This window comes from Variovorax sp. P4_B11 (assembly GCF_056402355.1).
The window spans coordinates 1-23705 of sequence record NZ_JBFUHO010000094.1 but is presented as its reverse complement, the minus strand read 5'-3'; the positions used below and the strand labels follow the sequence as shown (position 1 = coordinate 23705).

25 protein-coding genes and 3 pseudogenes are annotated in these 23705 nt (G+C 63.6%); 16 read left to right on the top strand and 12 right to left on the bottom strand.

The genetic code is table 11. The features are described from left to right. The 6 genes from AC1DYD_RS38710 to AC1DYD_RS38685 all read left to right on the top strand — a co-directional run. Nucleotides 1-1412: response regulator (locus tag AC1DYD_RS38710; RefSeq protein ID WP_478178028.1), on the top strand; the 1412-nt coding region annotated here is incomplete at its 5' end. Nucleotides 1413-1461: 49 nt separating this feature from the next. Next, nucleotides 1462-1839: a response regulator transcription factor gene (locus tag AC1DYD_RS38705; protein WP_478178027.1), complete on the top strand. Its 378-nt coding sequence runs from the start codon at nt 1462-1464 to the stop codon at nt 1837-1839. Then, entirely contained in the window at nt 1820-2536 is a 717-nt protein-coding gene (locus AC1DYD_RS38700; RefSeq protein ID WP_478178026.1) for a DUF1579 family protein, read from the top strand. The genes AC1DYD_RS38705 and AC1DYD_RS38700 overlap by 20 nt, the downstream gene beginning before the upstream one ends. Before the next feature lie 25 nt (nt 2537-2561). Further along, nucleotides 2562-2969 carry an SHOCT domain-containing protein gene (locus AC1DYD_RS38695; RefSeq protein ID WP_478178025.1) on the top strand — a complete coding sequence of 136 codons (408 nt, stop codon included), beginning with the start codon at nt 2562-2564 and terminating at the stop codon, nt 2967-2969. A 128-nt stretch (nt 2970-3097) separates the two neighbouring features. Beyond that, nucleotides 3098-4498 (top strand): DUF1254 domain-containing protein, encoded by a 1401-nt coding sequence (locus tag AC1DYD_RS38690; protein WP_478178024.1) that lies wholly within the window; start codon nt 3098-3100, stop codon nt 4496-4498. Next, complete coding sequence (locus AC1DYD_RS38685; protein WP_478178023.1) at nt 4495-4899, top strand: hypothetical protein; 405 nt, start codon at nt 4495-4497, stop codon at nt 4897-4899. Before AC1DYD_RS38690 ends, AC1DYD_RS38685 begins: the two co-directional genes overlap by 4 nt. Before the next feature lie 39 nt (nt 4900-4938). On the opposite strand, the gene AC1DYD_RS38680 is transcribed toward AC1DYD_RS38685, so the two are convergent. Next, nucleotides 4939-5478, bottom strand: coding sequence for a hypothetical protein (locus AC1DYD_RS38680; protein WP_478178022.1), 540 nt, complete (start codon nt 5476-5478; stop codon nt 4939-4941). A gap of 1173 nt (nt 5479-6651) precedes the next feature. On the opposite strand from AC1DYD_RS38680, the gene AC1DYD_RS38675 reads away from it, so the two are divergent. Continuing rightward, nucleotides 6652-8130, top strand: coding sequence for a cytochrome P450 (locus AC1DYD_RS38675; RefSeq protein ID WP_478178021.1), 1479 nt, complete (start codon nt 6652-6654; stop codon nt 8128-8130). 39 nt (nt 8131-8169) lie between these two features. Here AC1DYD_RS38675 and AC1DYD_RS38670 read toward each other — a convergent pair whose 3' ends face one another. From AC1DYD_RS38670 to AC1DYD_RS38655, 4 genes are all read right to left on the bottom strand, one after another. Further along, nucleotides 8170-8376 (bottom strand): hypothetical protein, encoded by a 207-nt coding sequence (locus tag AC1DYD_RS38670; protein ID WP_478178020.1) that lies wholly within the window; start codon nt 8374-8376, stop codon nt 8170-8172. Then, nucleotides 8373-9488: a S1C family serine protease gene (locus AC1DYD_RS38665; RefSeq protein WP_478178019.1), complete on the bottom strand. Its 1116-nt coding sequence runs from the start codon at nt 9486-9488 to the stop codon at nt 8373-8375. Before AC1DYD_RS38665 ends, AC1DYD_RS38670 begins: the two co-directional genes overlap by 4 nt. Before the next feature lie 409 nt (nt 9489-9897). Next, complete coding sequence (locus AC1DYD_RS38660; protein ID WP_478178018.1) at nt 9898-10356, bottom strand: hypothetical protein; 459 nt, start codon at nt 10354-10356, stop codon at nt 9898-9900. Between the two features lie 120 nt (nt 10357-10476). After that, on the bottom strand, nt 10477-11160 hold the full coding sequence (locus AC1DYD_RS38655) for a CDGSH iron-sulfur domain-containing protein (protein ID WP_478178017.1): 684 nt from the start codon (nt 11158-11160) through the stop codon (nt 10477-10479). A 231-nt stretch (nt 11161-11391) separates the two neighbouring features. On the opposite strand from AC1DYD_RS38655, the pseudogene AC1DYD_RS38650 reads away from it, so the two are divergent. Further along, nucleotides 11392-11541, top strand: a pseudogene (locus AC1DYD_RS38650) (group II intron reverse transcriptase/maturase); the annotation flags it as partial. A gap of 74 nt (nt 11542-11615) precedes the next feature. Here the strand turns inward: AC1DYD_RS38650 and AC1DYD_RS38645 are convergent. Next, nucleotides 11616-14375: a UPF0182 family membrane protein gene (locus tag AC1DYD_RS38645; protein ID WP_478178016.1), complete on the bottom strand. Its 2760-nt coding sequence runs from the start codon at nt 14373-14375 to the stop codon at nt 11616-11618. Nucleotides 14376-15044: 669 nt separating this feature from the next. On the opposite strand from AC1DYD_RS38645, the gene AC1DYD_RS38640 reads away from it, so the two are divergent. After that, nucleotides 15045-15236, top strand: a complete 192-nt coding sequence (locus tag AC1DYD_RS38640; protein WP_478178015.1) for a methyltransferase family protein — start codon at nt 15045-15047, stop codon at nt 15234-15236. A 65-nt stretch (nt 15237-15301) separates the two neighbouring features. Continuing rightward, complete coding sequence (locus AC1DYD_RS38635; protein WP_478178014.1) at nt 15302-16072, top strand: methyltransferase domain-containing protein; 771 nt, start codon at nt 15302-15304, stop codon at nt 16070-16072. A gap of 13 nt (nt 16073-16085) precedes the next feature. On the opposite strand, the gene AC1DYD_RS38630 is transcribed toward AC1DYD_RS38635, so the two are convergent. Both AC1DYD_RS38630 and AC1DYD_RS38625 read right to left on the bottom strand, forming a co-directional pair. Then, on the bottom strand, nt 16086-17330 hold the full coding sequence (locus AC1DYD_RS38630) for an MFS transporter (RefSeq protein ID WP_478178013.1): 1245 nt from the start codon (nt 17328-17330) through the stop codon (nt 16086-16088). A gap of 83 nt (nt 17331-17413) precedes the next feature. After that, nucleotides 17414-18067 carry an ArsR/SmtB family transcription factor gene (locus AC1DYD_RS38625; protein WP_478178012.1) on the bottom strand — a complete coding sequence of 218 codons (654 nt, stop codon included), beginning with the start codon at nt 18065-18067 and terminating at the stop codon, nt 17414-17416. 725 nt (nt 18068-18792) lie between these two features. Between AC1DYD_RS38625 and AC1DYD_RS38620 the strand changes: the two genes are divergently transcribed. From AC1DYD_RS38620 to AC1DYD_RS38600, 5 genes and pseudogenes are all read left to right on the top strand, one after another. Next, nucleotides 18793-19158 carry a YcgJ family protein gene (locus AC1DYD_RS38620; RefSeq protein ID WP_478167964.1) on the top strand — a complete coding sequence of 122 codons (366 nt, stop codon included), beginning with the start codon at nt 18793-18795 and terminating at the stop codon, nt 19156-19158. Nucleotides 19159-20090: 932 nt separating this feature from the next. Further along, nucleotides 20091-20585: a methyltransferase family protein gene (locus AC1DYD_RS38615; RefSeq protein ID WP_478178011.1), complete on the top strand. Its 495-nt coding sequence runs from the start codon at nt 20091-20093 to the stop codon at nt 20583-20585. Nucleotides 20586-20601: 16 nt separating this feature from the next. Further along, on the top strand, nt 20602-20874 hold the full coding sequence (locus AC1DYD_RS38610) for a transglutaminase N-terminal domain-containing protein (RefSeq protein ID WP_478178010.1): 273 nt from the start codon (nt 20602-20604) through the stop codon (nt 20872-20874). A gap of 303 nt (nt 20875-21177) precedes the next feature. Continuing rightward, nucleotides 21178-21477 (top strand): putative nucleotidyltransferase substrate binding domain-containing protein, encoded by a 300-nt coding sequence (locus AC1DYD_RS38605; protein ID WP_478178009.1) that lies wholly within the window; start codon nt 21178-21180, stop codon nt 21475-21477. Further along, nucleotides 21474-21830 (top strand): annotated as a pseudogene (locus AC1DYD_RS38600) (exonuclease domain-containing protein); the annotation flags it as partial. The gene AC1DYD_RS38605 and the pseudogene AC1DYD_RS38600, both read left to right, overlap by 4 nt. A 69-nt stretch (nt 21831-21899) precedes the next feature. Here AC1DYD_RS38600 and AC1DYD_RS38595 read toward each other — a convergent pair. The 3 genes from AC1DYD_RS38595 to AC1DYD_RS38585 form a co-directional block, all read right to left on the bottom strand. Further along, entirely contained in the window at nt 21900-22172 is a 273-nt protein-coding gene (locus AC1DYD_RS38595) for a DUF1488 family protein (RefSeq protein WP_478178008.1), read from the bottom strand. After that, nucleotides 22147-22413, bottom strand: coding sequence for a hypothetical protein (locus AC1DYD_RS38590; protein WP_478178007.1), 267 nt, complete (start codon nt 22411-22413; stop codon nt 22147-22149). The genes AC1DYD_RS38595 and AC1DYD_RS38590 overlap by 26 nt, the downstream gene beginning before the upstream one ends. Nucleotides 22414-22529: 116 nt before the next feature. After that, nucleotides 22530-23219: a Crp/Fnr family transcriptional regulator gene (locus AC1DYD_RS38585; RefSeq protein ID WP_478178006.1), complete on the bottom strand. Its 690-nt coding sequence runs from the start codon at nt 23217-23219 to the stop codon at nt 22530-22532. A 136-nt stretch (nt 23220-23355) separates the two neighbouring features. Between AC1DYD_RS38585 and AC1DYD_RS38580 the strand changes: the two genes are divergently transcribed. Then, nucleotides 23356-23481, top strand: a complete 126-nt coding sequence (locus AC1DYD_RS38580) for a hypothetical protein (protein ID WP_478178005.1) — start codon at nt 23356-23358, stop codon at nt 23479-23481. Here AC1DYD_RS38580 and AC1DYD_RS38575 read toward each other — a convergent pair. Next, nucleotides 23471-23705, bottom strand: a pseudogene (locus tag AC1DYD_RS38575) (hypothetical protein); the annotation flags it as partial. The gene AC1DYD_RS38580 and the pseudogene AC1DYD_RS38575 overlap by 11 nt on opposite strands.

Here is a 23705-nt window from a genome sequence, read left to right as displayed (position 1 = left end):
AACAGGAGGCGCATGCGCAGGCAGCCCATGCAGCGCGGGTCGGTTCGATGGGTGTGTTCGCAGCCTCGCTGGTGCACGAGCTCACGCAGCCGCTCGCGGCGAGCCGGGCCAATGCGGAGACGGCGTCTGATCTACTCCGTTCCAACGTACCCCCGCTCGACGAGCTGCGCGCGACCGTTGCCGACATCGTCGCTGACAGCCGACGCGCCGGCGAAGTGATCCAGAGGTTGCGACGCTTCCTGCGCCATGGCGAGGCAGAGCGAATCGAGCTCGATCTRGGCGCGCTGGTTGTTGAAGTGCTGGCCTTCGCCAAGGCCGAAGCGGCGGACAGGGGCATCGAGGTCACGCTCGACATTCCGGCCGCGCCCCTGAACATCGTGGGCGATCGGGTGCAATTGCAACAGGTGCTTCTCAATTTGCTGCTGAATGCCTTCGACGCTGTGTCGGCTTGTGATCCCAGTGCGCGCAAGGTGGCGGTGTGCGCCCGGCCATCGGAGACTGGCGTCAGCGTCGAAGTGACCGACTGCGGCTCCGGGATAGACGAGCCGACGATGGCCCGGCTCTTCCAGCCCTTCTTCACGACCAAGCCAGGCGGCATGGGTCTCGGCCTCTCGATCAGCCAGACCATCGTGGCCAGTCATGGCGGAACACTTTGCGTGCGGTCCGACCTGGTACAGGGTTCGACGTTCCGCATCGAGCTGCCCTCGCCGCAACCCCTGGTGATCACGCCCTTGCCGATGGTGAAGCCGCCGGCGAGGGCAACTGGCACCGTCTTCATCATCGACGACGACGAGGCGATGCGACGAGCGATCGAGCGTCAATTGGAGGGTGCGGGCTACGACGTGCAAGCGTTCGAAAACGCGCATGCGTTCCTCGACCGAAAACTGTGCGCAGGTGTCGCGTGCGTCGTGAGCGACGTTCGCATGCCAGGCATGAGCGGTYTGGAACTGCAGGCCACGCTCTCGCGCGCCGGGCTCGAGTGGCCCATCGTCTTCATCAGCGGACAGGCCGACATTCCGATGACGGTGCATGCGATGAAGGCCGGGGCCGTGGCCTTCCTGCCCAAGCCGTTCGCCAAGCTTGAACTGCTGGCCGCCGTTGCCGATGCGCTCGCGCGCAGCCATGATCGCGACCARARTCGCASCCWGGATGCCGAGATCCTCGCCCGTCAYGCGTCATTGACGCTGCGTGAGCGAGAAGTCATGGAGCTCGTGGTGGCCGGCCTGATGAACAAGATCGTGGCCGAMAGGCTGGGCATCGCTGAACCCACGGTGAAGATTCATCGCGGACGCATGATGAAGAAGATGCACGCGCGCTCGATTGCCGATCTGACGCGCATGGCGCAGCGCGTCGCCTCGCATGCAGTGGCTGSGCCCGATCGAACACCCGAATCAGTGGGCGAGTTCGCGTAATACCAAGGTCGTATTACGCGGTGCATGGGAACGGCGGATAGTTGTCTGCATGAAYCCCCACAAGAAKTCGTCGCTTCGCGTCCTGCTGGTTGACAGCGACGACTCGTTGCGGCGCGCACTTGTACGGACGATTCAACGCGCCGGCTTCGAAGTGGCGTCTTTCGCCAGCGTGGAGGCAGTGCTGGCGTCAGGCGCGATCGAGGGTGGAGCGTGCCTGTTGCTGGACGTCGACATGCCGGGCGTTGGAGGCATCGAGTTCAAGCGGGCTCTGGTCACGTCGGGCCGGGACCGCCCCACTGTCTTCATGACCGCGTCCGAGCGCGAAGGGCTGGAAGGCCAACTCGCCCAGCTTGCCCCCGTCGCGGTGCTCCACAAGCCGTTCAGCAATGAAGACCTGCTCGAGGCGCTTGGCCGCGCATTCGCATGAGCCAGCCTTCGTGACACAACCCAACAACCCGAATGTCACGGCTCATGAAGAAACGTCAACCACCCAAGTGGAAGGAATGCAAATGAAGCTCTATCGATTGACTGGCCTGCTGGCGGCAACTCTTTGCCTCGCAGGTCCCGTACTTGCCCAGAGCGCCGGCAACACCGCTACGCGATCGAAGACGAACGACGCGGCGTTGGCCAAGACCCTGGAGAGCGCCATCACGCCGGGCCCGGGCCAGGCAAGGCTCGAGCCCATGATCGGGACGTTCGACGTCAAGATCCGGACCTGGCTGTCTCCGAATCAGGCGCCGATCGAGTCGAATGGCTCGTGCGTCAATGTCTGGGTTCTCGGCCACCGCTACATCCAGTCGATGTTGTCGGCCAACGTGATGGGCGAACCCTTCGACGGTATTGGCTACACCGCCTACGACAACGTCGGAAAGGTGTACCAGATCGCCTGGATGGACGGCGGGAGTACGGCGATGACGCTGTACCGCGGCGGCTTCAACGGAGCGACCAGATCCGCAACGATGAAGGCGGTCGTCGCCAATCCGGTGACCGGCAAGCCCACGCCGCTGGAGCTGCGCCTTTCGATCGCCGAGAACGGCGACCACATGTCCGAGCTCTGGGGCCAAGGCAATGGCACCGCAATGTTCAAGATGATGGAACTCCGTTACACGAGAGCCAAGCAGTGATTCGGACCGGAACTGGAGTACCAACATGACTCATTACCAAGTGCAGAAGCGTGTCCTTCGCAACACCGTGCTGAGCGGGCTGGCCCTGCTGACGTTGATGGCGAGCGTCGACCCCGCCTGGGCCATTCTTGGTGTCTGGCGCCGCGCCGCCGTGCGCACCGAGATCGTTGTCGGTGCCGAGGCCGGGGCGGCCGCGAGCGCCAATGCTTCCAGGGACGCTGCGGCAGCGGCCTCCGCGCAGTCGGCCGCCGCCGCTTCGGAAGCCGCTGCGGCCCAGGCGGCGGCGGCGGCAAATCAGGCAGCCGCCGCAGCGAGCACCAAGACGCCGCAGCAAAAGCTCGCCGAGCTGCAATCGCTGTACGCCCAGAAGCTCATCAGCCAGAGCGACTACGAGGCGGCGAAGCAGAAGGTCCTCAGCGGCTTGACGAACTGAAGACGCCATGGCGCACAAGTATTGATTGAGGCAAGCGCCGGCCCGGGCCCATGCGTTGGCCCGGGCGAAAGACCAGGCCGTTCGATATCCGCGACCTTCTATTTATTCAACCTGTCCGGGAGAGGAACATGAGAAAGCCAGTCGTTTTTAGAGTCCTCGCCGCGCTGGCGGTGGCGTTCGCGTCCTGTGGCGCGTCGGCCTGGTCCTTGCGCGAGGGCGCCAGCTACTTGCTGGGTGAAGAGGAGTACGTCTACGGATTCCCGCTGGTGATGATGGACGTGACCCGCCAGGTCACGACAGCAGCGACGAAATCCGGCGAGTACGCGGCACCGATCAACCAGTTCGCGCGCCTCCGGACGTACGTCAGTCCGGACTTCAAGAACGTGGTGCGCATCAGCGTCAATTCGCTCTGGACTTTCGGCTTTGTCGACCTCGACAAGGAGCCGATGATCGTCAGCGTCCCGGACACGGGAAGCCGGTTCATGGTGATGCAGGCGCTGAACATGTGGACGGATGATTTCGCATCCGTCGGCACGCGCACGCCCGATATGAAGTCGGGAGATTTCATGATCGTCGGTCCCAAGTGGACCGGCGACGCGCCGCCCGGCGTCAAGGCATCGTTCCGGTCCAGCACCCGCTATGCGTGGATCGTGGTCCAGATGGCTGCCGCCAGCCCGGCCGATTTCCCGGCCATCAACGCGCTCCAGGACAAGTTGAAGATCACGCCGTTTAGCGCCTGGGGCAAGCCCTATACGCCGCCGGCGAGCAGCAGCGTGGACCCGAGCGTCGACTTGAGCGCCACGCCCTTCGACCAGGTGAGGATCATGACCGGGGAGATGTACTTCAGGCGGCTCGCGCAACTGCTTGAGGACAATCCGCCCAATCCGGCCGACACGCTCATGATCGAGAAGCTCAAGCTGCTCGGAATCGAACGGGGCCGGGACTTCGACCCCGGGAAGCTCGATCCCCAGGTTCGCAAGGGCATCAACGAAGCGCCCTGGAATGTCTGGAAGGAGCTCGCGGTGGGCCCCTACTCCATGCCGACCGTCAACGGCTGGCTGAACATCAAGAACCTCGGGCGCTACGGCACGGACTACAACACCCGCGCCTTCATCGCTTACGCCGGACTTGGCGCGCTCACATCGGACGACTGCATGTACCCGACCTCGTTCGTGGATGGCGATGGACATGCGCTCGATGCGGCGTACAAGTACGTGATGCACCTCCCGAAGGGACAACTGCCGCCGTCCCGAAGCAACGTCTGGTCGATCTCTCCCTATCGCGAGAATTTCTACGTACGCAACAAGCTCGAGCGCTACGGCGTGCTCTCTTCGACGCCATTCAAATACAACGCGGACGGTTCGCTCGACATCTACATCCAGGCCACCTCGCCGGGACCGGACAAGCTCGCCAACTGGCTGCCGACGCCGCCTTCGGGGGCCTTCAATATCACGATCCGCGTCTACGAGCCGATGAAGGAGCTGGTGGACGGGGCATACAAGCTGCCACCGATCACGAGAGTGCAATGACCGAAGCGGACTCGAGCAACTTGCGCAAGGTTCTGATCTTTGCAGCTGCTGCGCAGGCGGCCACCGGCCTCGCGCTGATGGTCATCCCCTCGATCGCTATTCCGTTGCTGGTCGAAGGGAGCATCACCGATTTGACCCTTGTAATCGGCCGGTGCATGGGGGTCGCGCTGCTGGCGTTGGGCATGGCGTGTTGGCCAACGCGGGACCGGTCGGTGCTCGACCGTGCCGCGTGCCGAGCCATGCTGACCTATAACCTGCTGATCGCCGTCTTCTTCAGCTTCCTGGGTGCGGTCGTCCAGGTCGCGGGGCCGCTGTTGTGGCCTGCCGCCGTCATTCACGCGATCATCGCGCTGCTGCTGTGGACACTGCCACCTGACGCTTGGATCAGCCCGAAATCGTGAGCGACCAGATGGTCGCTGTCGCGATCGCCTTGGCTTTCTTTAACGTTGACAGACAGAGGAGTCACTCATGGGCAAGCGCATCACGATCCGGCGGCCCGCACCGCCTTCCTGAACAAGGTGGCGACGCCGATCGCGAACAAGATGTTCGAGTGCGGAATGATTCCATGAAAGACGACGCGGGCGCCAGGGCGCGCGATCTCCTGGCGGCTGTACGGTGAAAGCCGGAAGATCGCTACCAACCATCGAAGATGACTCGACGTTGTGGGGACTCATCCAAACGGCTTTCATGCGCACCTTGAACGGACGCGGAAACTCAACGTTGCGTGGGCGGCGCGTTCGCGCGATTTCAATCGGTTGTGGTGGAACCGGAGGCGGCGCGACGATCGTCGCGCCCTGTGCGCGCAGCGAGGCGAGTAGGGCAGTTTCGTCCGCCCCCACCAGCAGTTCGTGGGCCACGAAGTAGAAGGGAGCCGTGTCGCCAATCTGGGCCGCCGCCACTTCGATGCCGGCGTCATTGGATCGCCGTTCTGCGAGGCGCGTGAGGCGTAGGTCGATGAACTCAGGTGCGGTCTGTTCCATGACGAGGCTCCGTGTCCCATTGCGTGGTCAGAACATCTGTCTTCTGAACGGCGATCTTCCGACCGCATTGCCAGAAGTATTCGGTCTCGGCCATTTCGGATCTCCTTACCGATCCAGCATTGGGTCAGCGTCAGAGATGCTAGGCCTCGAACATGAGCCGTCATCCCTAAACTGAGGGAGGATATGGCGCCGCCGGGAAGGCGATCTGCGCGGGCGTCCCATTGGTCTTGTACCGCAGTGAACCAGTAGGACTCACGGTGGAAACGGCTGCATCGCGACGACGATTCCGCGCTGATGGAGGACCGCTTAGGGCCCTGCCCTGTCTCTCGCCATCGACAGTCGTACGGCGATTGTGCAGCGTAAACGGTCCTCCTGGTAGGCAAGCACGCGCGACCGCACGCTGGCGCTCTGCGGACATTCACAGCGCCCTGCTCCGTTGTCAGCGCCAGATGTCGAGTAGGTCCTCCAAGCGGAACCGGCTTTGGTCGTTTGGTGGACCCGGAGGCTGCCGCTCAACGTTCGACGTAAGGCAGCAGCTTGCGCCCTCGCGTAAGACGTCCCCTTGACGCAGGGGTTAGGTGCCATTTTTCGAGGGCCCCTGCGGTTGACTACGAAGGCTGAGATACGCCAACAAGGTGCACGACAAGCCCAGCAAGAACGCTATGACGATCGGAAGGTCCAAGAGCATGACAAGACCTTCCTCTGTGAGCGCATACGCGAGCTCGGCTCCGGCTAGAAGGGCAATGGCTGCGCCAAAGAGCAAGGCTAGCCAGCACATCCACTTGGGCAACACGCCCAGCCTCCCAAGAGGCCGGATAGACGGCATTCCTAGGCGGAGGGTTAAGGCGCTTAGGAGCAGCATGAGGCTTGGTAGCGCAATATTGAGTGTTGGGCGATCGGCGCGGGCGAATGAAACCACGGAATCCAAGATCTCGACTGCGGCCATCACGAACGATACTGCTGCAAGTAAGAGCGGCAGGAACAGCCAACGCGACGCGATTGGGGAAGTGGCCATAGGACGTTGGGAGTGTGCGGCTAGGTGTGATGTCTCAATAGGCTGCTCATCCGCCCCGGAACCGTCTCCATATCCTTGCGCCGACGGCTGTCACAATTCCGATGCAGTTGGCTAGCGCGCGGAGCAGGCTTAGCATCGCGCAAGAAGAGGGGGTTCTCATGAGCGCCGATCCAACTGACCACGCCTCCCCAACCAAGGCCGAACCACCCGCCGCGCGCCTGCGTCGCTTTTTCGACCTGCCAGGTCCCAAAGGAGTGCCGCTGCTCGGCAACGCGCTCCAGATCAAGCCGGAAGCCTTCCATCAGATTCTCGAGGGATGGACGGAGAAGTACGGGGGCTTGTTCCGCTTCTCGATCGCCGAGCGCAACTTCCTTTGCGTGAGCGACCCAGCGCTCAACGCCTCCGTGCTCAAGCAGCGCCCGGAGGGATTCATCAAAGGGCCGCGACTGGTGCAGGTCTGCAAGGATCTTGGCTTTCACGGCGTGTTCTCCGCCAACGGGGAAGCGTGGCGCCGGCAGCGTCAGATTGTGCTGGCAGGGCTGGATCCGGCACACCTGAAGACTTTTCTGCCTTCCATCGAAGTGGTCACGGCCCGGCTTCGCGCACGTTGGTTCAGCGACGCGCGCAGCGATCGTGAAATCGATCTCATGACCGACTTGATGCGCTACACAGTGGACGTGACCACCTGCCTTGCGTTCGGCCGGAACCTCAACACACTGGAGCGGGGCGATCATGATGTGATCCAGCAACACCTCAACGTGATCTTCCCAACTTTGGCGCGTCGCGTCCTCGCGCCGATCGACTTCGAGCACTGGCTACCCAAGCCTGGGCTTCGGCAGCACGTGGAAGCATTGCAGGGCGCGGTGCAGGGGTTCATCCGAGAGGAGCGTCAGCACATCGAGCGCCGGCCTGAACTGATGCAGCGCCCCGAAAACCTGCTGCAGGCGCTCATTGCTGCCTGCGACAGCGAGAGTGCGGGGCTCAGTGACGAGGATCTGTCCGGCAATGTGCTGACCATGCTGCTCGCCGGCGAGGACACGACCGCCAACACGCTTGGTTGGCTCATCTGGCTCCTGCACGACCACCCCGACGAGTGGAAGCGTGCGCGGAACGAGGTCGATGCGATCGTCGGCGCGGGCCAGATCCCATGCTCGACCGATCAACTCTCACAGCTCGACTTCGTCGAGGCCTGCGCCAACGAAGCAATGCGCCTCAAGCCGGTCGCCCCAATCAACATCGTCCAAGCCGCGCATGACGTTGTGATCGGCGACGTCGCGGTCCCCAGAGGAGTGTTTGTGACCTGCGTGATGCGCCCGGCCGGCATGGATGCAAATCGTTTCGATGAGCCGAAGGCGTTTCGCCCGACGCGCTGGATCGATGGCGCTCACGCAGAGGGCGAGCGGATGATGGGTTCCAAGCGCGTAGTGATGCCCTTCGGTGGTGGCCCGCGCGTGTGCCCCGGTCGCTATCTCGCACTGGCGGAGATCAAGATGGTGATGGCGACATTGCTGGCGAACTTCGACATCGCGGAGATGAGGACGCCCGAGGGCGGGCCCGCGGAATACATGTCGCTCACGATGTCTCCCGTCGGGCTGTCGGTTCACCTTTCACCCCGGGCAACCAGCACTTCTTCGTGACATAAGCCTCTTGGATTGCCTTTCAGCGTGCGGCAGGCGTCAGGCCATCTTGCGCACCAGGAGCGTCGCTGCGCTTCGAACCCTGTGCAATGCGATCTCCAACTTCGTGCCGACCATCAGAAGTCCCGCTTGCCGGCAAGCCATCGACAGTCCGGCACAGCGAGTCGGCGTGACCCGGATGACGTCTTGATGAGTGGGCGTATCAAGACTCCGTTCGCGCGGAGCGTCGGCGGTGATGACGATCACCGGCGCCTGTCTGCCGGCATTGGACGCCGGCCCAGTTCAACTGCCACGGCCATGGCCACGCCGTGGCGAGTCAAGTTGAATTCGACACGGCTGCCGGGTGCCAGCATCGCCGTCTCATTGATGAGGGCCGTGGCATCGGCGATGCTTTTGCCATTCATCGAAGTGACGGTATCACCCACGTGCAACCCGGCTTTCTCGCCCGGCCCGCCGCGCTGGACCTTCTCTACCACCGCGCCGGATGCATCGAGGGCGCTGCGTTTGGCATCGCGCGCGACCACGCCGATCCAGCCTCGCTCGACGCGCCCATGCGCAATGATCTGGTCCATCACCTCGCGCGCCAGGCTCACCGGGATCGCGAAGCCGATGCCCTGGGATCCTCCGCTTTCCGAGTAAATGGCCGCATTGATTCCGACCAGGTTGCCGTCGATGTCCACCAATGCGCCGCCCGAGTTTCCGGGGTTGATTGCTGCGTCGGTCTGGATGAAGTTCTCGAACGTGTTGATGCCAAGCCGATTCCGGCCGGTTGCGCTGACGATGCCCTGAGTCACGGTCTGTCCGACCCCGAACGGGTCACCCACGGCAAGCACGATGTCACCCACCTGCACCGAACCCGGCTCCGCGAACGTGATCGGCGGGAGGTCCGTCGCATCTACCTTCAGCACCGCGAGATCGGTGTCGGGGTCGCGGCCGAGCAGCTGCGCGTCAGCCACCTTGCCGTTCGGCAGCATGACGGCGATTTCAGTCGCACCGTCGACCACGTGGTTGTTAGTCAGGATATAGCCCTGTGCCGCGACGATCACGCCGGAGCCCAGGCTCAGCGAATCCTGCCCGCGCCGGCTGCGGCGGCTTGACGCGCCGCGCGTGTAGATGTTGACCACCGAGGCCGACGCCTTGCGCGCTGCCAAGCGATAGCCCGTGTCGCGTCGCCCAAGTATCGTGTTCGCCAGCGATGAACTGCCGCCTGCCTCATGAATCGTGACGACGTCGTTGCGGGCGGGCGGCGACGCGGCAGGGGCGAACGCATGCCAGGCGATCAGCAGGCCGGCACCCACGGTCACGGCTTGGGCGAACAGCATCCACAGTCGATGCAGAGTGATCGAATTGGCTTTCATTCAAGCTGGCTCATGTGCAAGAGCACTTCGGAGATTTTGAATCCAAACCGCGCAGACGCAACTCGCGTCACAGCGTACGTCAGATCGAGGCGATCGCGCGGGTGGCTGAGGTTCTAACGGCAGCCTCAGATGCCATCAGTGGGCCGCTTCGGTCCTTAACAAACTTCTTTCGCTGTGGCAAGCGTCGAGAGTAGCACGGCGCTGCTCTGAGGGAATCCATCCCTCCTCAATACGGCTTTCCGATTGAGGTGCCTGCGCAGGCAACGCCGAATCTCACGACGGCACGTCGGACAAGAGCCACCACGACGAGAAAAATCATAGGTGACTCCTGCGTGTGCAGCGGGAGCGGACCTTGGACCTGCGCTCGCGTGCCACCGTGATCGGCCACAACCGGTCGCTCGCACTCGGGTTACGTCTTGCGCGTCGGCCGCGCGTGCTTACGGGCAGGTTCACTGCCATCATCGCGATAGCGCAGTTGGTTGCCGACTCGGCTCGGGTACTTCAGCGCGTCCATCGATCCTGCTCGTCCCGTGAAAGGGCGCATCTCGCTGCCGTTGTACGTTTCGCGGTGCAGGGGGGGCCTGGGTCCGAGCGTCGGCACCGGAGCGGACACGCTCTGCTCGTCTTGCCCTCGCAGCGCCTCGCTCCCCTTGGCCGTGATCGTGTGTAGATGGCTTGGCGTCCCGTTGTGTCGGGGGCTGGAAACTTGCCGGACGTAGCCCTGTGCGCGCAGTGCCGCCAGATCTTCGGAAACCGGTCGACCCAGGCTCTGGCCGATGGCGATGCCGAGAGACAAGTCCATGCGGGCAACTGCGCGCAGAACGGCGAGAAGGTCCGGGGTGAGGAAAGCAGAGGATGGGGGAGTCATCTCGCATTCTCCACGCGTCGCGCCACAAAGCGAAATCGAAACGTGGAGCCGAGTTCGCAAAGCCTTTCGGAGTCCTTTTCTGTGACTTGATTCAAGACCAGCCGTTCGCCGCGGGGGCATTCAGTTGCTGTCGTCCTGAAATTTGATGCTCCGGTGCGTACCGTCGCAGAATGGCTTGTTCTTCGATCCACCGCACCGACAGAGGGTAAATCGCTCACGCGAGGCACCTTCGCTCCAGTTCTCGGCGTCAAGATCAAACCCCTGAACCTCATAGGGGCCGTTTCGTGCGATACGAATGCTCGGAGCATTCACGTCACTTGGTCCGGGTTGGCCGTGCCGTGTGTATCGAAGCGCGCCCGACGGGCATCGTCGGACGGCTTCGATGATGGTGTCCGCGTCTGCCCGATCCGGCTGGATCCATGGCTTTTCGCCATCGCGGAAAACCAGCGGAAGCGCTTTGGCGCACCGCTCCGACGCCGAGCACTGAAGACGATTGAAGTGCACAACAATGGCGGCGCCCCGGTAGTCCACGACTCCATCAGGCGTGCGGTCCGGGCGCCGGTCGTCCGAAAACCCGATCCGAATATGGGAGCTGTCACAAAATGGCTTCTTGTTCGACGCGCCGCAGCGACACAACGCGACGCCGTTCCACCCTTCGAGCCGCTCTCCCTTTGAGTTCGTCAGGTCATCGACGGTGACCAGATAGGGTCCATTGCGCGACAGCCTTATGCGAGATCTTTGCTTGTTTGGAGCGGGTTGGCCCACGACCCCATGCGAGAAGAGCGCGACTGGTTTCTGCTTCATCTTGCAACTCCTTCAAGCCCAACGCTTGCGGCAAATGTGCGCGAACGCCAGCCAAGCGTACACCTGATGAGCGATGAAAAAACTTCGGCCTCCTGAAGAGGGCGCTCGCTCCGCCTGCCTCCGGGAATGGTGGGCGCGCGGTGCCAAGGGCGAATCTGGGCAGCGTTGGCGACGGCCGCGCAGGGGTAAGGGCTCAGGGGTAGTCCTGTAGACCGAGCTGGATATAGCCGGCGTTATTCCCTTGACTGCAACGTGTACGTGCGCAGTCGTCGGGCGGGCGAGCGGGTGATGGCGCTGCTGCGGCGGCTGGATGACAAGCTGCGCTTGAAGGTCAACGAGACCAAGAGTGCGGTCGCCAGTGCGTTCGGTCGCAAGTACCTGGACCCGGATGGGGCGAAATCCTGCTCGTCGTCGGACCCACCAAAGAGCGCCCTGATGATAGCGGGTGCCAATCGTTATTTCCGTTCTTCGGAACGCCCAGTGCCGAGCGCTTCGAGTAGCGGCCGGAGGGCATCGAGTTCGACGCCGAAGCCGTTCCAGTCGCCCGCCTTCAGCCGCTCGATAGCGCGGTTATAGTGGCCCAGTGCCTCGCGGGCGCGGGCGTCCGCCGTGCCCTCGGGCGGCGTTGCCACCAGCGCAGCTTCCTTGAAGAGGGCCCCCAGGGCCGCGCCCAAGGTCTCCTCCATCACCACGTGGTCGCCATAGGCCGCAATCACGCGTTTCAACTCGGGCAATTGGCCGGACTCCGAGCGCAGGTAAAGCGGAGAGACATAGAGAATCGAGCTTTCGATGGGCACGACCTGGAGGTGGCCGCGGATGACGCGCGAACCCATCTGGTTCCACAGCGAAATCTGCTGGGAGATCTCGGTATTCTGCTGGATGCGCGCCTCGATCTGGAACGGCCCGTAGACCAGCTTGTCCTTCGGGAACGTGTAGACGACGAGCCTGCCGTAGTCCGGTGGATCGCAACGCGCCGCCAACCACGCGACCATGTTCTCGCGCCGGCTGGGCACCATCGGCAGCATGAGGACAAACTCGGCCTGCGGCTCCGAGGGCAGCCGTACGATTGTGTAGTAAGGCGTCATCGGCATGCCGGGGGCGTGCCCCGCCTCGATCTCAGCCTGTTTGCGCGGGAACTGCCAGAGATCCTCGCGGTTGTAGAAGACTTCCGGCGCTTCCATGTGGTAGGCGCGGTAGACCTGCGCCTGGATCAGGAACAGATCCTCAGGGTAGCGGACATGCTGCTGCAGGTCCTGCGGCATCGCGCCCAGCGGCTTGAACAGGCCCGGGAAAATGCGCTGGTATGTCCGCACGATGGGATCGGCAGGATCGCTTATAAAGAAGTCGACAGTCCCGTTGTACGCATCGATCACCACCTTGACCGCGTTGCGGATGTAGTTGTCGCCCTCCTCGGTACCCGGCTGGGAATAGGGGTACCAGCGGCTGGTGGTGTAGGCATCCTGGATCCAGTAAAGCCGCCCGCCGCTCGCGACGATGTACGGGTCATGGTCCAGGCTGAGGAACGGGGCGATCGTGCGCACCCGGTCCTGGATGTTGCGATGGAGCAGGATCCGGCTTGCGGGCGTGATGTAGTCGGTCACCAGGATGTTGGGATCGTCGAATTGCCAGGCAAAGAGGGCCCGTAGCGCCATGCTGCCGATGGCGACACCGTCGCCTCCGCTGTAGCTCGAATAGACGTTCTCGTCGCCCTTGGGGTAGTCGAATTCCGGTACGCTGCCCTTGACGATCACGTACCCCTTGCCGCCTTCGCCGAAATACAGGCGCGGCTCTTGGACGATCGGGCCACCGTTGGAGACGGGCGGAATATCCTTCAGGTAAAGGGTAGGCAAGCCTTCGGCGGATTTTTCCGTGACCGGCGACATCACGATGCCATTGCCGTGCGTGAACAGGAGATGCAGGTTTACCCAGGTCTGGGCATTTGCCGGAAGCAAGGACGGCTCCAGTTCCCGCGCCGAAAGCATCACTTGCTGATAACCGGCGTTGAGCCGGTAGCGGTCGATGTCCGTCGCGAGGAATTTGTAATAGGTCCTGATCTCCTGCAACTGCGCATAGGTATCCCGCAACGGCTGCAGATCCCACAGGCGGATGTTGTCGATGGTCGGGCGATTGGCCTGGAGCGTGGCGAGAGTCAGGTTCTGCTCGGCCCGGAACGGCTTGACCGCGATCTGCGTCAGACCATAGGCCTCCCGCGTCAGCGCAATATTGTGGGCGATATAGGGCGTCTCCAACTGCAGCTCGTTTGGTTTGACATAGAAGCGCTGGAACAGCGCTGGGTAGATCACGGCGAGCACGAATGCGCTGCCGAACACGATCAGCGCCGAAGCCGCCGGAATTCGCAAGCCCGGCGAGCGCATATTGGCCCACGACGCGACCGCCGCGGCAGCGGCAAGTCCGACAAGCGGCCACAGGACCGGCAGCCCAACGTGGACATCGGTATAGCTCGCGCCCACCACGACGCCGTTGTCACCGTAGAGCAGCAGGAAGCGGTTGAGCCAGTAAGTCCAGGCCTGCAGCAGGAAAAGCAAGCCGAGCAACACCGAACCGTGGGTGGCGGCCGCAGGAGAAAGCGCGCGCGGCGGCTGGATCCACGTGATGTCGCCGCGCATCCCGTATACCGCGGCGGCGATGGCTGCGCTGCAGAGCAGCAGCAGTAGCAGCCAGTTCCGGAGCGCGAGATAGGCCGGCAGCGAGAAGAGGTAGAAGCCGATGTCCTTGCCAAAGATCGGATCGGTCTTGCCGAAGGGCACCTGCTCGACGTAGCGAAGCGCAATGTCCCAGCCCGCGACTTCGCCGCCGGCGATGAACAAGCCCAGCAGGACGGCGACACCGGCGATGGCTGCGCGCCAGGGAACATGCGGTGCGACTTCCCCGACCAGTTCGCTCAACACCTCCGGCCCGCCCGGCGGAAATGCCGGCCCCACCAACTTCCAGGTGCCGGGCTGGCTCGCATAGCGGTGCGCCAGCCATCCCGACACCCATATCGCGCCCGCCGAAATAGCGAAGACGGCGACGAACAGAAGCACCCGGGTGACAACGATCATCCAGAAAACGCCGACATAGCCGACCGAGGAAAACCACAGCCAGTCAATCAGCACGCCGGTGATGCGGCCGACGACGAATAGAGCCACGATGACGGCCGCGACCCCGACCGAAATTCCTCTCAGGCGCGTGCCGAATCTCCCTGGCGACCGCATCGATCATGCTCCTTTGCAGGACCGTCATCCACGGCCTGCTTTGGCCGGACACGATGCACTGCCGATCTGCCTGAAACCTGGCCGAACGGGTTGCCGGGGCAGCCGCGATGGCCGCCTCGCGGCAGCGCAAAGGTTCGCGTTGAATCCGCCCCGGATAAATAATTGTAGGTGGGGAATCAACATGCAGCACGCTCGCCGCCGTACGATCCTTCGGGACTGTCCGTTGGCCAGGGCAGCCGCCAATCCTGCTTGGTGCCCGGCCATGCGCGTCGGACGTGTTGCCGACAGAGCCGGCGCGAAGGGGCATGGGAAAGGTGGTTCTAGCTCCTCAGCCAATCGAGCACCGACGTGAAGGCATCAAAGGAATTCGGCCCTTACCTTGAAGAGATTTTGGTCACGATGAACTCCGGCGCCAGGTTTCGGGCCAGGACCGGACTTCCAGGAGCGTCAACTATGTGGTGCCACCGCAGAGCTGCCCTGGTCTGTGTGTTCCAGCTAGGGGGTTGCGGTATCACGTCCGCAGGAGCAGACTGCATCTCGTGGGATAGCCCGCGCTCTTCCTGGCGACTCTGTCGATCGGCAGGTACTCGTTTGCCCATCAAACCGCGATCGGTATCGCCCTCGTCGTGCTCGGCGTGGCCATCGTTGGTGTGAGCCTCAGGCAACCCCATGTACGTCGACGACGCCGTGATGCTCGCGGGCATCGCGGTGTGGATCGAAAACCTCATCGGTCTCGTCCCGCTCGCCGCCTTCGTCCTGTTCATCGACCGGTTTCAGATCCCCGCCGAAGAGCAGGCGCTGGCGGAGATCTTCAGGGATCGCTATACGGCGTATCGCAGCAAGGTCAGGAGATGGCTGTGATCCGCATGCTGGAGGAGGCGCCGGCGGCGCCGTTGTTCTGACCCTCACTTCGATCGGAGGCCATCATGTCTGCTGAAGTCAATCGCGACGAGCTGGAATCCAAGATCCAGTCGATGTACCGCGACGTGGCGCAGAACCCGCACGGTGAGTTCCATTTCGAGATGGGACGCGCACTGGCCGAGCGCCTCGGCTACCGGCCGGCCGACCTGGACCGCATCCCGGCCGAGGCCATCGACTCCTTCGCCGGCGTCGGCTACTTCTTCCACTTCCTCGACGATATGGAGGGCGCGCGCGTGCTGGATCTGGGCAGCGGCTCGGGCATGGACACCTTCATCGCGAGCCTCATCACCGGGCCGATGGGAACGGTCATCGGCCTGGACATGACCGACGAGCAGCGCGCCAAGGCCGAAGCGCTGCGCCGGCGCCAAGGCGTGCCCAACATCACCTACGTCAAGGGCTACATCGATGCTGCGCCGTTCGAGAACGACAGCTTCGACGTGGTGATCAGCAACGGGGTGATCAACCTGGCCGTCGACAAGCCGCAGGTGTTTCGCGAAGCCGCCCGCGTGCTGCGGCTCGGCGGCCGGCTGGCGATCGCCGACATCGTCACCGCGGTGGACCTGCCGGAAACCATCGCCTGCAACACGACGCTGTGGGCGGCCTGCATCGGCGGCGCCTGGCAGGTGGAACGCTACAAGCAGGCCATCGAGGCCGCTGGCTTGCGCATCGTGGCGGAACAGGTCAACGAGCAGTATCGCTTCCTGTCCGACAACGCCCAGGGTGCTACGAAGAAGTTCGGCGTGAAGAGCATCTCGCTGCGCGCGGACAAGGTCTGAAGCGCCCAAAGGTTTACCCTGCCTGTCTCGCAAGGGCTTCGTTCATGCGAAGCGCTGCGACCACGCCGGATAGCAGGGTGAGCACGGCCACCAGCCACACGGCCGAGGCCAGGCCGAACAAGTCGGCCGTGATGCCGGCCAGCAGCGCCCCCACCGCGTAGCCGAGGTCGCGCCACAGGCGATAGACCCCGACGGCGGATGCTCGCCAGGAGGGATGAGCCACGTCGCCGATGGCTGCCAGCAGCGTCGGGTACACCATCGCCGTTCCAAGGCCGAGCAGCACCGCACCAGCGCCGAAGAACATGAAATCGGCGGCCAGCGCGGTGACGGCGATGCCGACCGCTTGCACCCCCATCCCCCAGGCGATCAGCCACTTGCGCCCGATTCGGTCCGACAGCGCGCCGGTGAAGATCTGGGCGACACCCCACACGGCGGGGTAGATGGCGGCGAGGATGCCGATCTGCTTCAGCGTCATGCCCGCAGCGGAGAAGACCAGCGGAAACAATCCCCAGGCCATGCCGTCGTTCAGGTTGTTGACCAGCCCCGCCTGGCTGACGGAAGACAGGTTGACATCGGTCAGCGACGTGCGGCGGAAGATCTCGGCTTGAGCGAGATGGCCATCCCCGTTGGCCGCGCCGTGTGCGCGGGCCTCATACGCCACGTACTGCCGCGTCTCGCGAACTGCGAAGGCCGACAGCAGCAGGCCTGCGACCACGTACGCCACACCGAGATAGAAGGGCTGCGGTCGCAGTCCGTAGGCCGTTGCGACCCACCCCGTGGCCAGCGCGCTGCCGGCCACAGCGAAATAGCCGGAGAACTCGTTGAGCCCCATCGCGAGCCCGCGGCGCTTCGGGCCAACGAGATCGATCTTCATGATGACCGTTGTGGACCAGGTCAGCCCCTGGCTCACACCGAGCAGGACGTTGGCCGCGACGATCCAGTCCCACGTCGACGCCCACATCAGCATGAACGGCACGGGTACCACCACCAGCCATCCCGCCACCAGTACGCGCTTGCGGCCGTAGCGGTCCGACAGGCGCCCGGCGAAGTAGTTGGTGAGCGCCTTGGTGATGCCGAAGACGACGATGAACGACAGGATCGCCGCACGCGCGGCGAGGTGGAACTCCTGTTGCGCGATGGCCGGGAGGATGCTGCGCTCGAGGCCGACCATCGCGCCGACGAAGGCGTTGACGAGGACCAGCAGCGAGAACTGGCCGAGGTTCTCGCGCAGCCCGAGCTGGATCGTCGCCGCGGGCATCCCGTCAGTCCGCCTGGCCGAGATTGAAGCGCACGCCGCCGCAGGGTGCGTCTTCGAGGACCAGCGGGGTCTTCACGGCAAGCTCACTCATCGATCGGCAGACCCCGAGCGCGCCACTCAGCGACGCCGTCGCTCAGGTGGAAGGCCCGGTAGCCCTTCTTGCGCAGCAACGCCACCGCGTCCTTGGCCATCAGGCAAAACGGACCGCGGCAGTAGGCGACCACAGGGGTGTCCTTGGGCAGTTCGGCCACGCGCTTCCTCAGCTCGCCGACCGGTAGCGACCGCGCATGCGGCAGGTGCGCCACCGCAAACTCTTCGGGCGGGCGCACGTCGAGCACCAGGACCTCGCCATCAACGGCTTTCTTCAAGAGCGCCTTGCGGTCGAGGCCTTCGAGATCGGCCGCATGGTCCACGAGGCCCGCGAGCGCCACCTGCAGCTCGACCAGCCGCTCCTCGGCCTCGGTGCGCAGGCTGACCCACAGGTCTGCCACGCTGGTACCGGCCAGACGATAGAGCACGTACCTGCCTTCCTTGCGGGTCTCGACCAGCCGCGCGAGTCGCAGCTCCTTCAGATGGGCGCTCGCGAGCTTGACGGTGATCGCCGCCTGACCAGCGAGCACCTCGACCGTCTTCTCGCCCTGGCACAGCAATTCGATCAGCTCCAGCCGCTTCGGGCTGGCGACGGCCTTGCCGATACGCGCCACGTGCTCGTAAAGAAAGGTCTTCGCCTGTCTCATGCTTTTATTCTAAGGATCGTTAGATCATCCTGTCCCAGTCTCGCCCTCAACCGCCCCGCGGCTCAGATGGTGACCCCGGGAGAGGCAGCTTTCTCGCGGCAAGTTGAGGTGCACGAACGTCGCCTCAGGCCGAAGCTCCTGGAAGCCGACAGGCTACAGTCGGCCCAGGACCGGACCTTCCCGACGACACCCCAGTTGGCTATGCTCGCAGGAGCGGGTAAGGCTTCCTCACGTCAGGACGCTCAATCCGGCCGTCAGACCGCTGGTAGGAGGGGCCGTGCACAAGTTGGCGAATGCGATTTTTCTGTCCTTCCTGGCGGGCTGCGCCGGTACCCCGCCTCACGAATATTCGGTCTGCTCGACTCATCCGGGTACCTATGCGTGCCAAATCGAGCAATACCAAAACGTCGACGATTGACGCGGTCTTGCTTGAGCCCGACAGGCAGAATGCGGCCGCTCTCTGCCTCTAAGGCCGAGCGACCTGTTCCGAGCACAGTCCGCCACCGGACTACGCACAAGTAGGTCACACCCCCACTGCGGCCGAGGCTGGCTCAACGCCCCGGCCTTCGTTTGCGCCGCCTCGACGCTCCCCTGCCGGCTCATGATCCTCCCACCCGGGCATTTGGGCTATTCCCGGCGGCCACGCAGCACGACGCACGTGAAGCCATCGCCGCGCGGCCAACCCGTCCGGCGCTGGCTTCGCGGACAAGCCACAATCCACCCGCATGAAAATCCCACGCCACTTTCCTTTGTCTCTGGCTCTTCTGATCGCCGTATCCGCTGTCCCCGCCCACGCCGCAAAGCAGGTCGCGCTGCGATCGCCAGCGCCGCGCGTCCTCTGCGACCGCTACGTGTGTGCCAATGGCAAAGGAATTTCGCTCGAGCTCACCCAAAAGTACCTCGGCAAAAAGGCCGCGACCAAGCTGGCCTCACAGGGGGACTTCGACCGGACCGAGTTCACCTTTGCCAACGGCGTGTTCTGCGACGTTAAAGAGCGCCTCTGCCGCGCAGATCGGTACTACGGTGCCGATGGCAAACGCAGCGCGGCCGTGAACAAGAAGTACACCGAGCTGCTGTTTGGGATCTTTTGACTTGACGCAGACCCCGGTCTTGCCAATCGGCATGGCCTCGCTGCTGTGATCGAACTCGGTGAGCGCAAATTGCAAAGATGTTGCGATGCGCCTGGCGGCAACTCCGAACACGGCGGCTACCTGTGAAGCGATCGAGGGCGCGCTCATTGCGCGCCGGAGAAAGCCAAGCTGATCGGCAAAGGCCGCTTTCGGGCGAACTGAGCAGTCGGCGCGAAGGACTGGTCCTGGCCGGAAGCGGGTGGCTGCCGATTGTTGACCGCCACATGGTCAGTGCGCACGCGCTTCAATGCGATCTGGGCAACCCCCCTGCCCTGCCCCGGCTTTTCCTCAAGATGCAAGCGGGCGTCGTTCGAGCGATACGGTGGGCCGATTCCTCATCGAATCAACGACTTGCGCGCGCCGCCGTCAAAGTTAGGCCCTAAATTTGATGGAATCCCGGCCTAACTTTGAACGAGCTCATTTTGAGTTCCTCCAAGGTTGTCTCACCTGGTTACCCAAGGAAATCAACAGCTTGCGAGCGCCGTTTTCAAAGTTACACCACCCGCTTTTTCAAAGTTGTTGGCAGGTGGGATCTGACATCCAACGACCGCTTCCGGGCAGTTTCGACGTCCGCTGTAGACCCGCAATGGGCCCATCAGAGTCTTTCGGCTTCGTCCCAAGCATGTCCGCAATGCGAGCTGAACCGGCCGTTGCAATCCCTCGGGCGCGGGACCTTCTTCGGGACACTGCCGGCGAAGTTGGAAGTGCTCCCCGAGCCTCTTTCTCCGACTTGAAGCGGCATTATCTAGCTGATGCACTGGAGGCGTCCCGGGCGCTCTGCCACGCTCGGGACATGCCGAAGAACCGCGACTACACCCGCGCACAGGACATCACGCGACGCCAGCGCTCGCCCAATCCGCACGATTCGCGGCGGCGTTGAGTATGATCCTATCGTGCAGCGCGCCGCCGCGATCATCGGTTCCGCGATCTTCCTGGTCATCGCTCCGGGCACGCTCGCCGTGTACGTCCCTTGGTACCTCACGCACTGGCACTTCGCGCCTGCGCTATTCCCGATCGCGCGCGTGCTCGGCGCCGCCCTGATCGTCGCCGGGTTGCCCATCTTGCTCGATTCGTTCGCTCGCTTCGCGTTGCAGGGCCTCGGCACACCGGCGCCCGTGATGCCTCCCAAGCGCCTCGTCGTCACCGGGCTCTATCGCTACGTCCGCAATCCGATGTACGTCGCAGTCACGGCGTTGATCGCCGGCCAGGGCCTCCTGTTCGGGAGCGTCACGGTGCTGGAGTACAGCGCGATCGTGTGGGCCGGATTCTTCTTGTTCGTTGTCGCCTACGAAGAGCCTGCGCTGGGCGAGCAGTTCGGCGACGAGTACAAGCGCTACCGGGCGAACGTGAGGCGATGGTTACCGCGCATCACCCCATGGCGCGGGTAGGTGGTAAGAACGCTGCGTGCGCGTCGTCGCCCAGCATCGCAGCCGCTACCACTATCCGAGACCGGCGCTGCTAGGCCCGCAGCTGATCCGGTTGCGGCCAGCCGATCACACGCGCGCGCGGATCGAGAGCTATCAGCTGCTGGTCGAGCCGGAGCATCGCCTGCACTGGATGCGCGATCCGCACGGCAATCGCGTCGCGCGCGTCACGTTCAAGGCCGGGCAAGCGGTCTCCGAGCATCATCAGCCCCGCAAGGTTCGACAAATCCGTATCCACCGCGATCCGATATGAAGGAGTTGCGGCCACCCGGTGTCCGCAGTGACCTTTCACTCATCGTTCGAGATGACCCGCCCGATAGAGCGAAGCCAAGCGATGGTTGCAGCGAAGTCAGGCTCCAAGATCGCTCGTTGAAGGCGCAGCGAGGGCGTCTCATGCACCTGGACCTGTGGCGATCGCGTCAGTTCGAGGCGCTGCCGCACAGGCGTCCCATCCAACAGGACTTCAAGGTAAACCGCGTCGACCATTGGGAAGGCTGCGTTCGAATCCACGCCGGACACTGACCTTGATCGACAGATCATCGCGATCTCGTTCTGGATGCGAGCCGCCGATCTCGAGGTCCCCTCCTCCTTATCCGCAAAGAGCTCGCAAAACAGCGGCTCGCGTCCCCGAATCACGATCGAGCTGGCCAACGACCTTGGCGACAGTCTTCACTTCCTGATGGGACTCAAGCTGAAGGCAGGTCTGGCCGAATGGGAGACCGGGCAGGCGGTCGGCGGCAGCGTGCAGGTCGAACGGTTGAGCAGCCTTGAGCGCGATCTGCTGAAGGATGCGCTCGCGGTAGTCAAGCGATTCAAGGTGCTTGTGCGGCACCAATTCCACCTGGAGGGCGCATGAAGCCGCGATGGCCGGGTGCGCTGCGCCGAAGATGGCTGCTCTTTCACCTGGCCGACCCCCACTTCGCGTTCATGTACGACGCGCCGCCCGATTGCGAGTGGGTGACGGTCGACTGCGAGACCACCGGCCTGGACGTGCGCCGCGATCGCGTCATTTCGATCGCTGCGGTGCGCATCGTCGGCAACCGGCTGTTGACCAGCCAGCGCCTCGAGCTGCTGGTGCGGCCCGAGCGGGCGATGACGTCCGAGAGCGTGCGAGTGCATCGGCTGCGCGAGCAGGATGTCGCGCTCGGTATCGATGCAGCGCAGGCGATGCGCCAGCTGATGGATTTCATCGGCAGCCGCCCGCTGGTGCGCATCTGCGCGGCGGCACCATCGACCTGCGTTTCGCGACTGTAGGCGCCGGGATAGCGCCCCGCGGGCCTATTCGATGCCCTTGCCCACTGCCTCGTGCAGGTCGTAGTCGCGCAGCATCACCGGTTCGACGGAGCCGCCCGAGACGCGCCTGCGCACGGCCGCATCGATCTCCTGCGCGTGACGCTGGTAGGTCTCCAGCGGCTGGTCGTCAGTGGCGGTCGACCGAAAGCAGTAGTGCAGCGTTTCCTTGCCAATGCTCGCACCGACGACTTTGTCATCGATAGGCACCCAGAAATGGACGGCGCCCGAGGCCTCATGAAAGAAGGGAGTGTTCGACATAGGAGGTCCTGGGATGGCTTTCGCGGTCGTCGATCCAGATTGACGCCTTGGTTTCAATGGCATGGATGGCATCGCCGCCGTTGGCAAATTGCCTGCACGAGATGATGTGGCAGTGGCATGCCTCGTCGAAGTACAGCACTGCCCCGGCCGCCACGGTGCCGTCGTAGGCAGCGCTTGTGATGTGGCTGCGTATCTCCCAGCCGTGATAGTAGGAGCGTGTTGAGTCGTGGTCGTGTTCCATGGTGCCTTGCTTGAACAGGGGCTGAGCCCAATGTTCCCTTCTACGCCGGGCACCGCCACCCGTCGGTACGGCAGCGCACAGACACGAGCACCGGCCGCCGGATGCCCCGCATCGGTTCAAAGCAATCCCGCGTAGCTTTTCCTGTCCGCGGCATAGCAGGCGCACGCCGTTGCTTCGAGTCCTGGACGATCGAGCACGTTGAGGGTTCCGCGGTTGTACTCGATCAACCCACTGCGCTGCAGCGAACCGGCGGCCTCGGTGATGCCGACACGGCGCACGCCCAGCATGTAGGCGAGAAACTCATGCGTGACGTGGAAACTGTCGGCATGGGCGCGGTCCTGGCTCATCAGGAGCCAACGCGCGAGGCGCGGGCCGATCTGGTGAAAACGCAGGCAGGCAGCCGACGCGGCCAGCTGCGACATCGAGACCTGGATGTAGCGATCCAGCACTCGCTGCAGTGGCGCGTTGCGTGCAAGTTCGCGCTGGAAGTCGGCAGCGGTGATGCGCCAGGCCGCGCCTGCGCCTTGCACCAGCGCGCGCAAGGGCGCGATCTCCACGCCGAGGGCCAGGTTCGAGCCCAACATCCCTTCGCGACCCACCATGCCCACTTCCAGTCCGGGATGCTCGTCGATCTGCGCAACCAGCGAGATGAAGCCGTCGACGGGAAAGTAGACGTGAAGGGTTGCAGCGCCCGGCTCGTGGATCACTTCGGCCAGGATCAGATGGATCGGTTCGCAGACGTCCAGCAGCCGCTGGCGGTCATTGCGCGGGAGCAGTTCGATGAGGTGGTTCTCGATCGCGGCCAAGAAAAATGCTCCGTGTGAGTGGTACGAGCCACTCTGCGCGCAAATGTCCGGTGCGACTGTCTGCCAGCGCACAGACTTGAAAGCGACAGTGTCCTATAAATGATGTTTGAACGGCACCAGCCGAAGAAGGGCCCCCATGCAAAACATCACCCAACCCTTCGTCAACCTTTCCACCGCGAATGCGGAACTCATCATGCGCTTTTCGCAGTCGCAGGAAATGGTCGACCTGGTCAACACCCAATACTGTTCGTTTAGACTATGAAGGACCTGAAACGGCGCGGTATGTGGGAGTCGGCTGGTTTGGGTCGGGGTCCGGGAGGGCCGATGATCTCGGGAGTGCAATCCGTGGGCACGCGCGTCGGCGCGTGGTGGTCGAATGATGCGTAAGGCGAGTGACGCCGCTTGACCATCCGCGGCGAGCGCTTGTTCAGCGTGCGCGTGGCGCGGATCCGGGCGCTGGCTTCGAGCAGTTCATTGAACCATCGG

Excerpts from the sequence above, each read along its gene's own strand:
- AC1DYD_RS38690 (WP_478178024.1), top strand. The coding sequence starts at position 3,098 with ATGAGAAAGCCAGTCGTTTTTAGAGTCCTCGCCGCGCTGGCGGTGGCG.
- AC1DYD_RS38695 (WP_478178025.1), top strand. The coding sequence starts at position 2,562 with ATGACTCATTACCAAGTGCAGAAGCGTGTCCTTCGCAACACCGTGCTG.
- AC1DYD_RS38675 (WP_478178021.1), top strand. The coding sequence starts at position 6,652 with ATGAGCGCCGATCCAACTGACCACGCCTCCCCAACCAAGGCCGAACCA.
- AC1DYD_RS38665 (WP_478178019.1), bottom strand. The coding sequence starts at position 9,488 with ATGAAAGCCAATTCGATCACTCTGCATCGACTGTGGATGCTGTTCGCC.
- AC1DYD_RS38655 (WP_478178017.1), bottom strand. The coding sequence starts at position 11,160 with ATGAAGCAGAAACCAGTCGCGCTCTTCTCGCATGGGGTCGTGGGCCAA.
- AC1DYD_RS38685 (WP_478178023.1), top strand. The coding sequence starts at position 4,495 with ATGACCGAAGCGGACTCGAGCAACTTGCGCAAGGTTCTGATCTTTGCA.
- AC1DYD_RS38630 (WP_478178013.1), bottom strand. The coding sequence starts at position 17,330 with ATGCCCGCGGCGACGATCCAGCTCGGGCTGCGCGAGAACCTCGGCCAG.
- AC1DYD_RS38595 (WP_478178008.1), bottom strand. The coding sequence starts at position 22,172 with ATGTCGAACACTCCCTTCTTTCATGAGGCCTCGGGCGCCGTCCATTTC.
- AC1DYD_RS38580 (WP_478178005.1), top strand. The coding sequence starts at position 23,356 with ATGCAAAACATCACCCAACCCTTCGTCAACCTTTCCACCGCGAATGCG.
- AC1DYD_RS38645 (WP_478178016.1), bottom strand. The coding sequence starts at position 14,375 with ATGCGGTCGCCAGGGAGATTCGGCACGCGCCTGAGAGGAATTTCGGTC.
- AC1DYD_RS38660 (WP_478178018.1), bottom strand. The coding sequence starts at position 10,356 with ATGACTCCCCCATCCTCTGCTTTCCTCACCCCGGACCTTCTCGCCGTT.
- AC1DYD_RS38680 (WP_478178022.1), bottom strand. The coding sequence starts at position 5,478 with ATGGAACAGACCGCACCTGAGTTCATCGACCTACGCCTCACGCGCCTC.
- AC1DYD_RS38590 (WP_478178007.1), bottom strand. The coding sequence starts at position 22,413 with ATGGAACACGACCACGACTCAACACGCTCCTACTATCACGGCTGGGAG.
- AC1DYD_RS38605 (WP_478178009.1), top strand. The coding sequence starts at position 21,178 with ATGCGAGCCGCCGATCTCGAGGTCCCCTCCTCCTTATCCGCAAAGAGC.
- AC1DYD_RS38635 (WP_478178014.1), top strand. The coding sequence starts at position 15,302 with ATGTCTGCTGAAGTCAATCGCGACGAGCTGGAATCCAAGATCCAGTCG.
- AC1DYD_RS38640 (WP_478178015.1), top strand. The coding sequence starts at position 15,045 with ATGTACGTCGACGACGCCGTGATGCTCGCGGGCATCGCGGTGTGGATC.
- AC1DYD_RS38625 (WP_478178012.1), bottom strand. The coding sequence starts at position 18,067 with ATGAGACAGGCGAAGACCTTTCTTTACGAGCACGTGGCGCGTATCGGC.
- AC1DYD_RS38620 (WP_478167964.1), top strand. The coding sequence starts at position 18,793 with ATGAAAATCCCACGCCACTTTCCTTTGTCTCTGGCTCTTCTGATCGCC.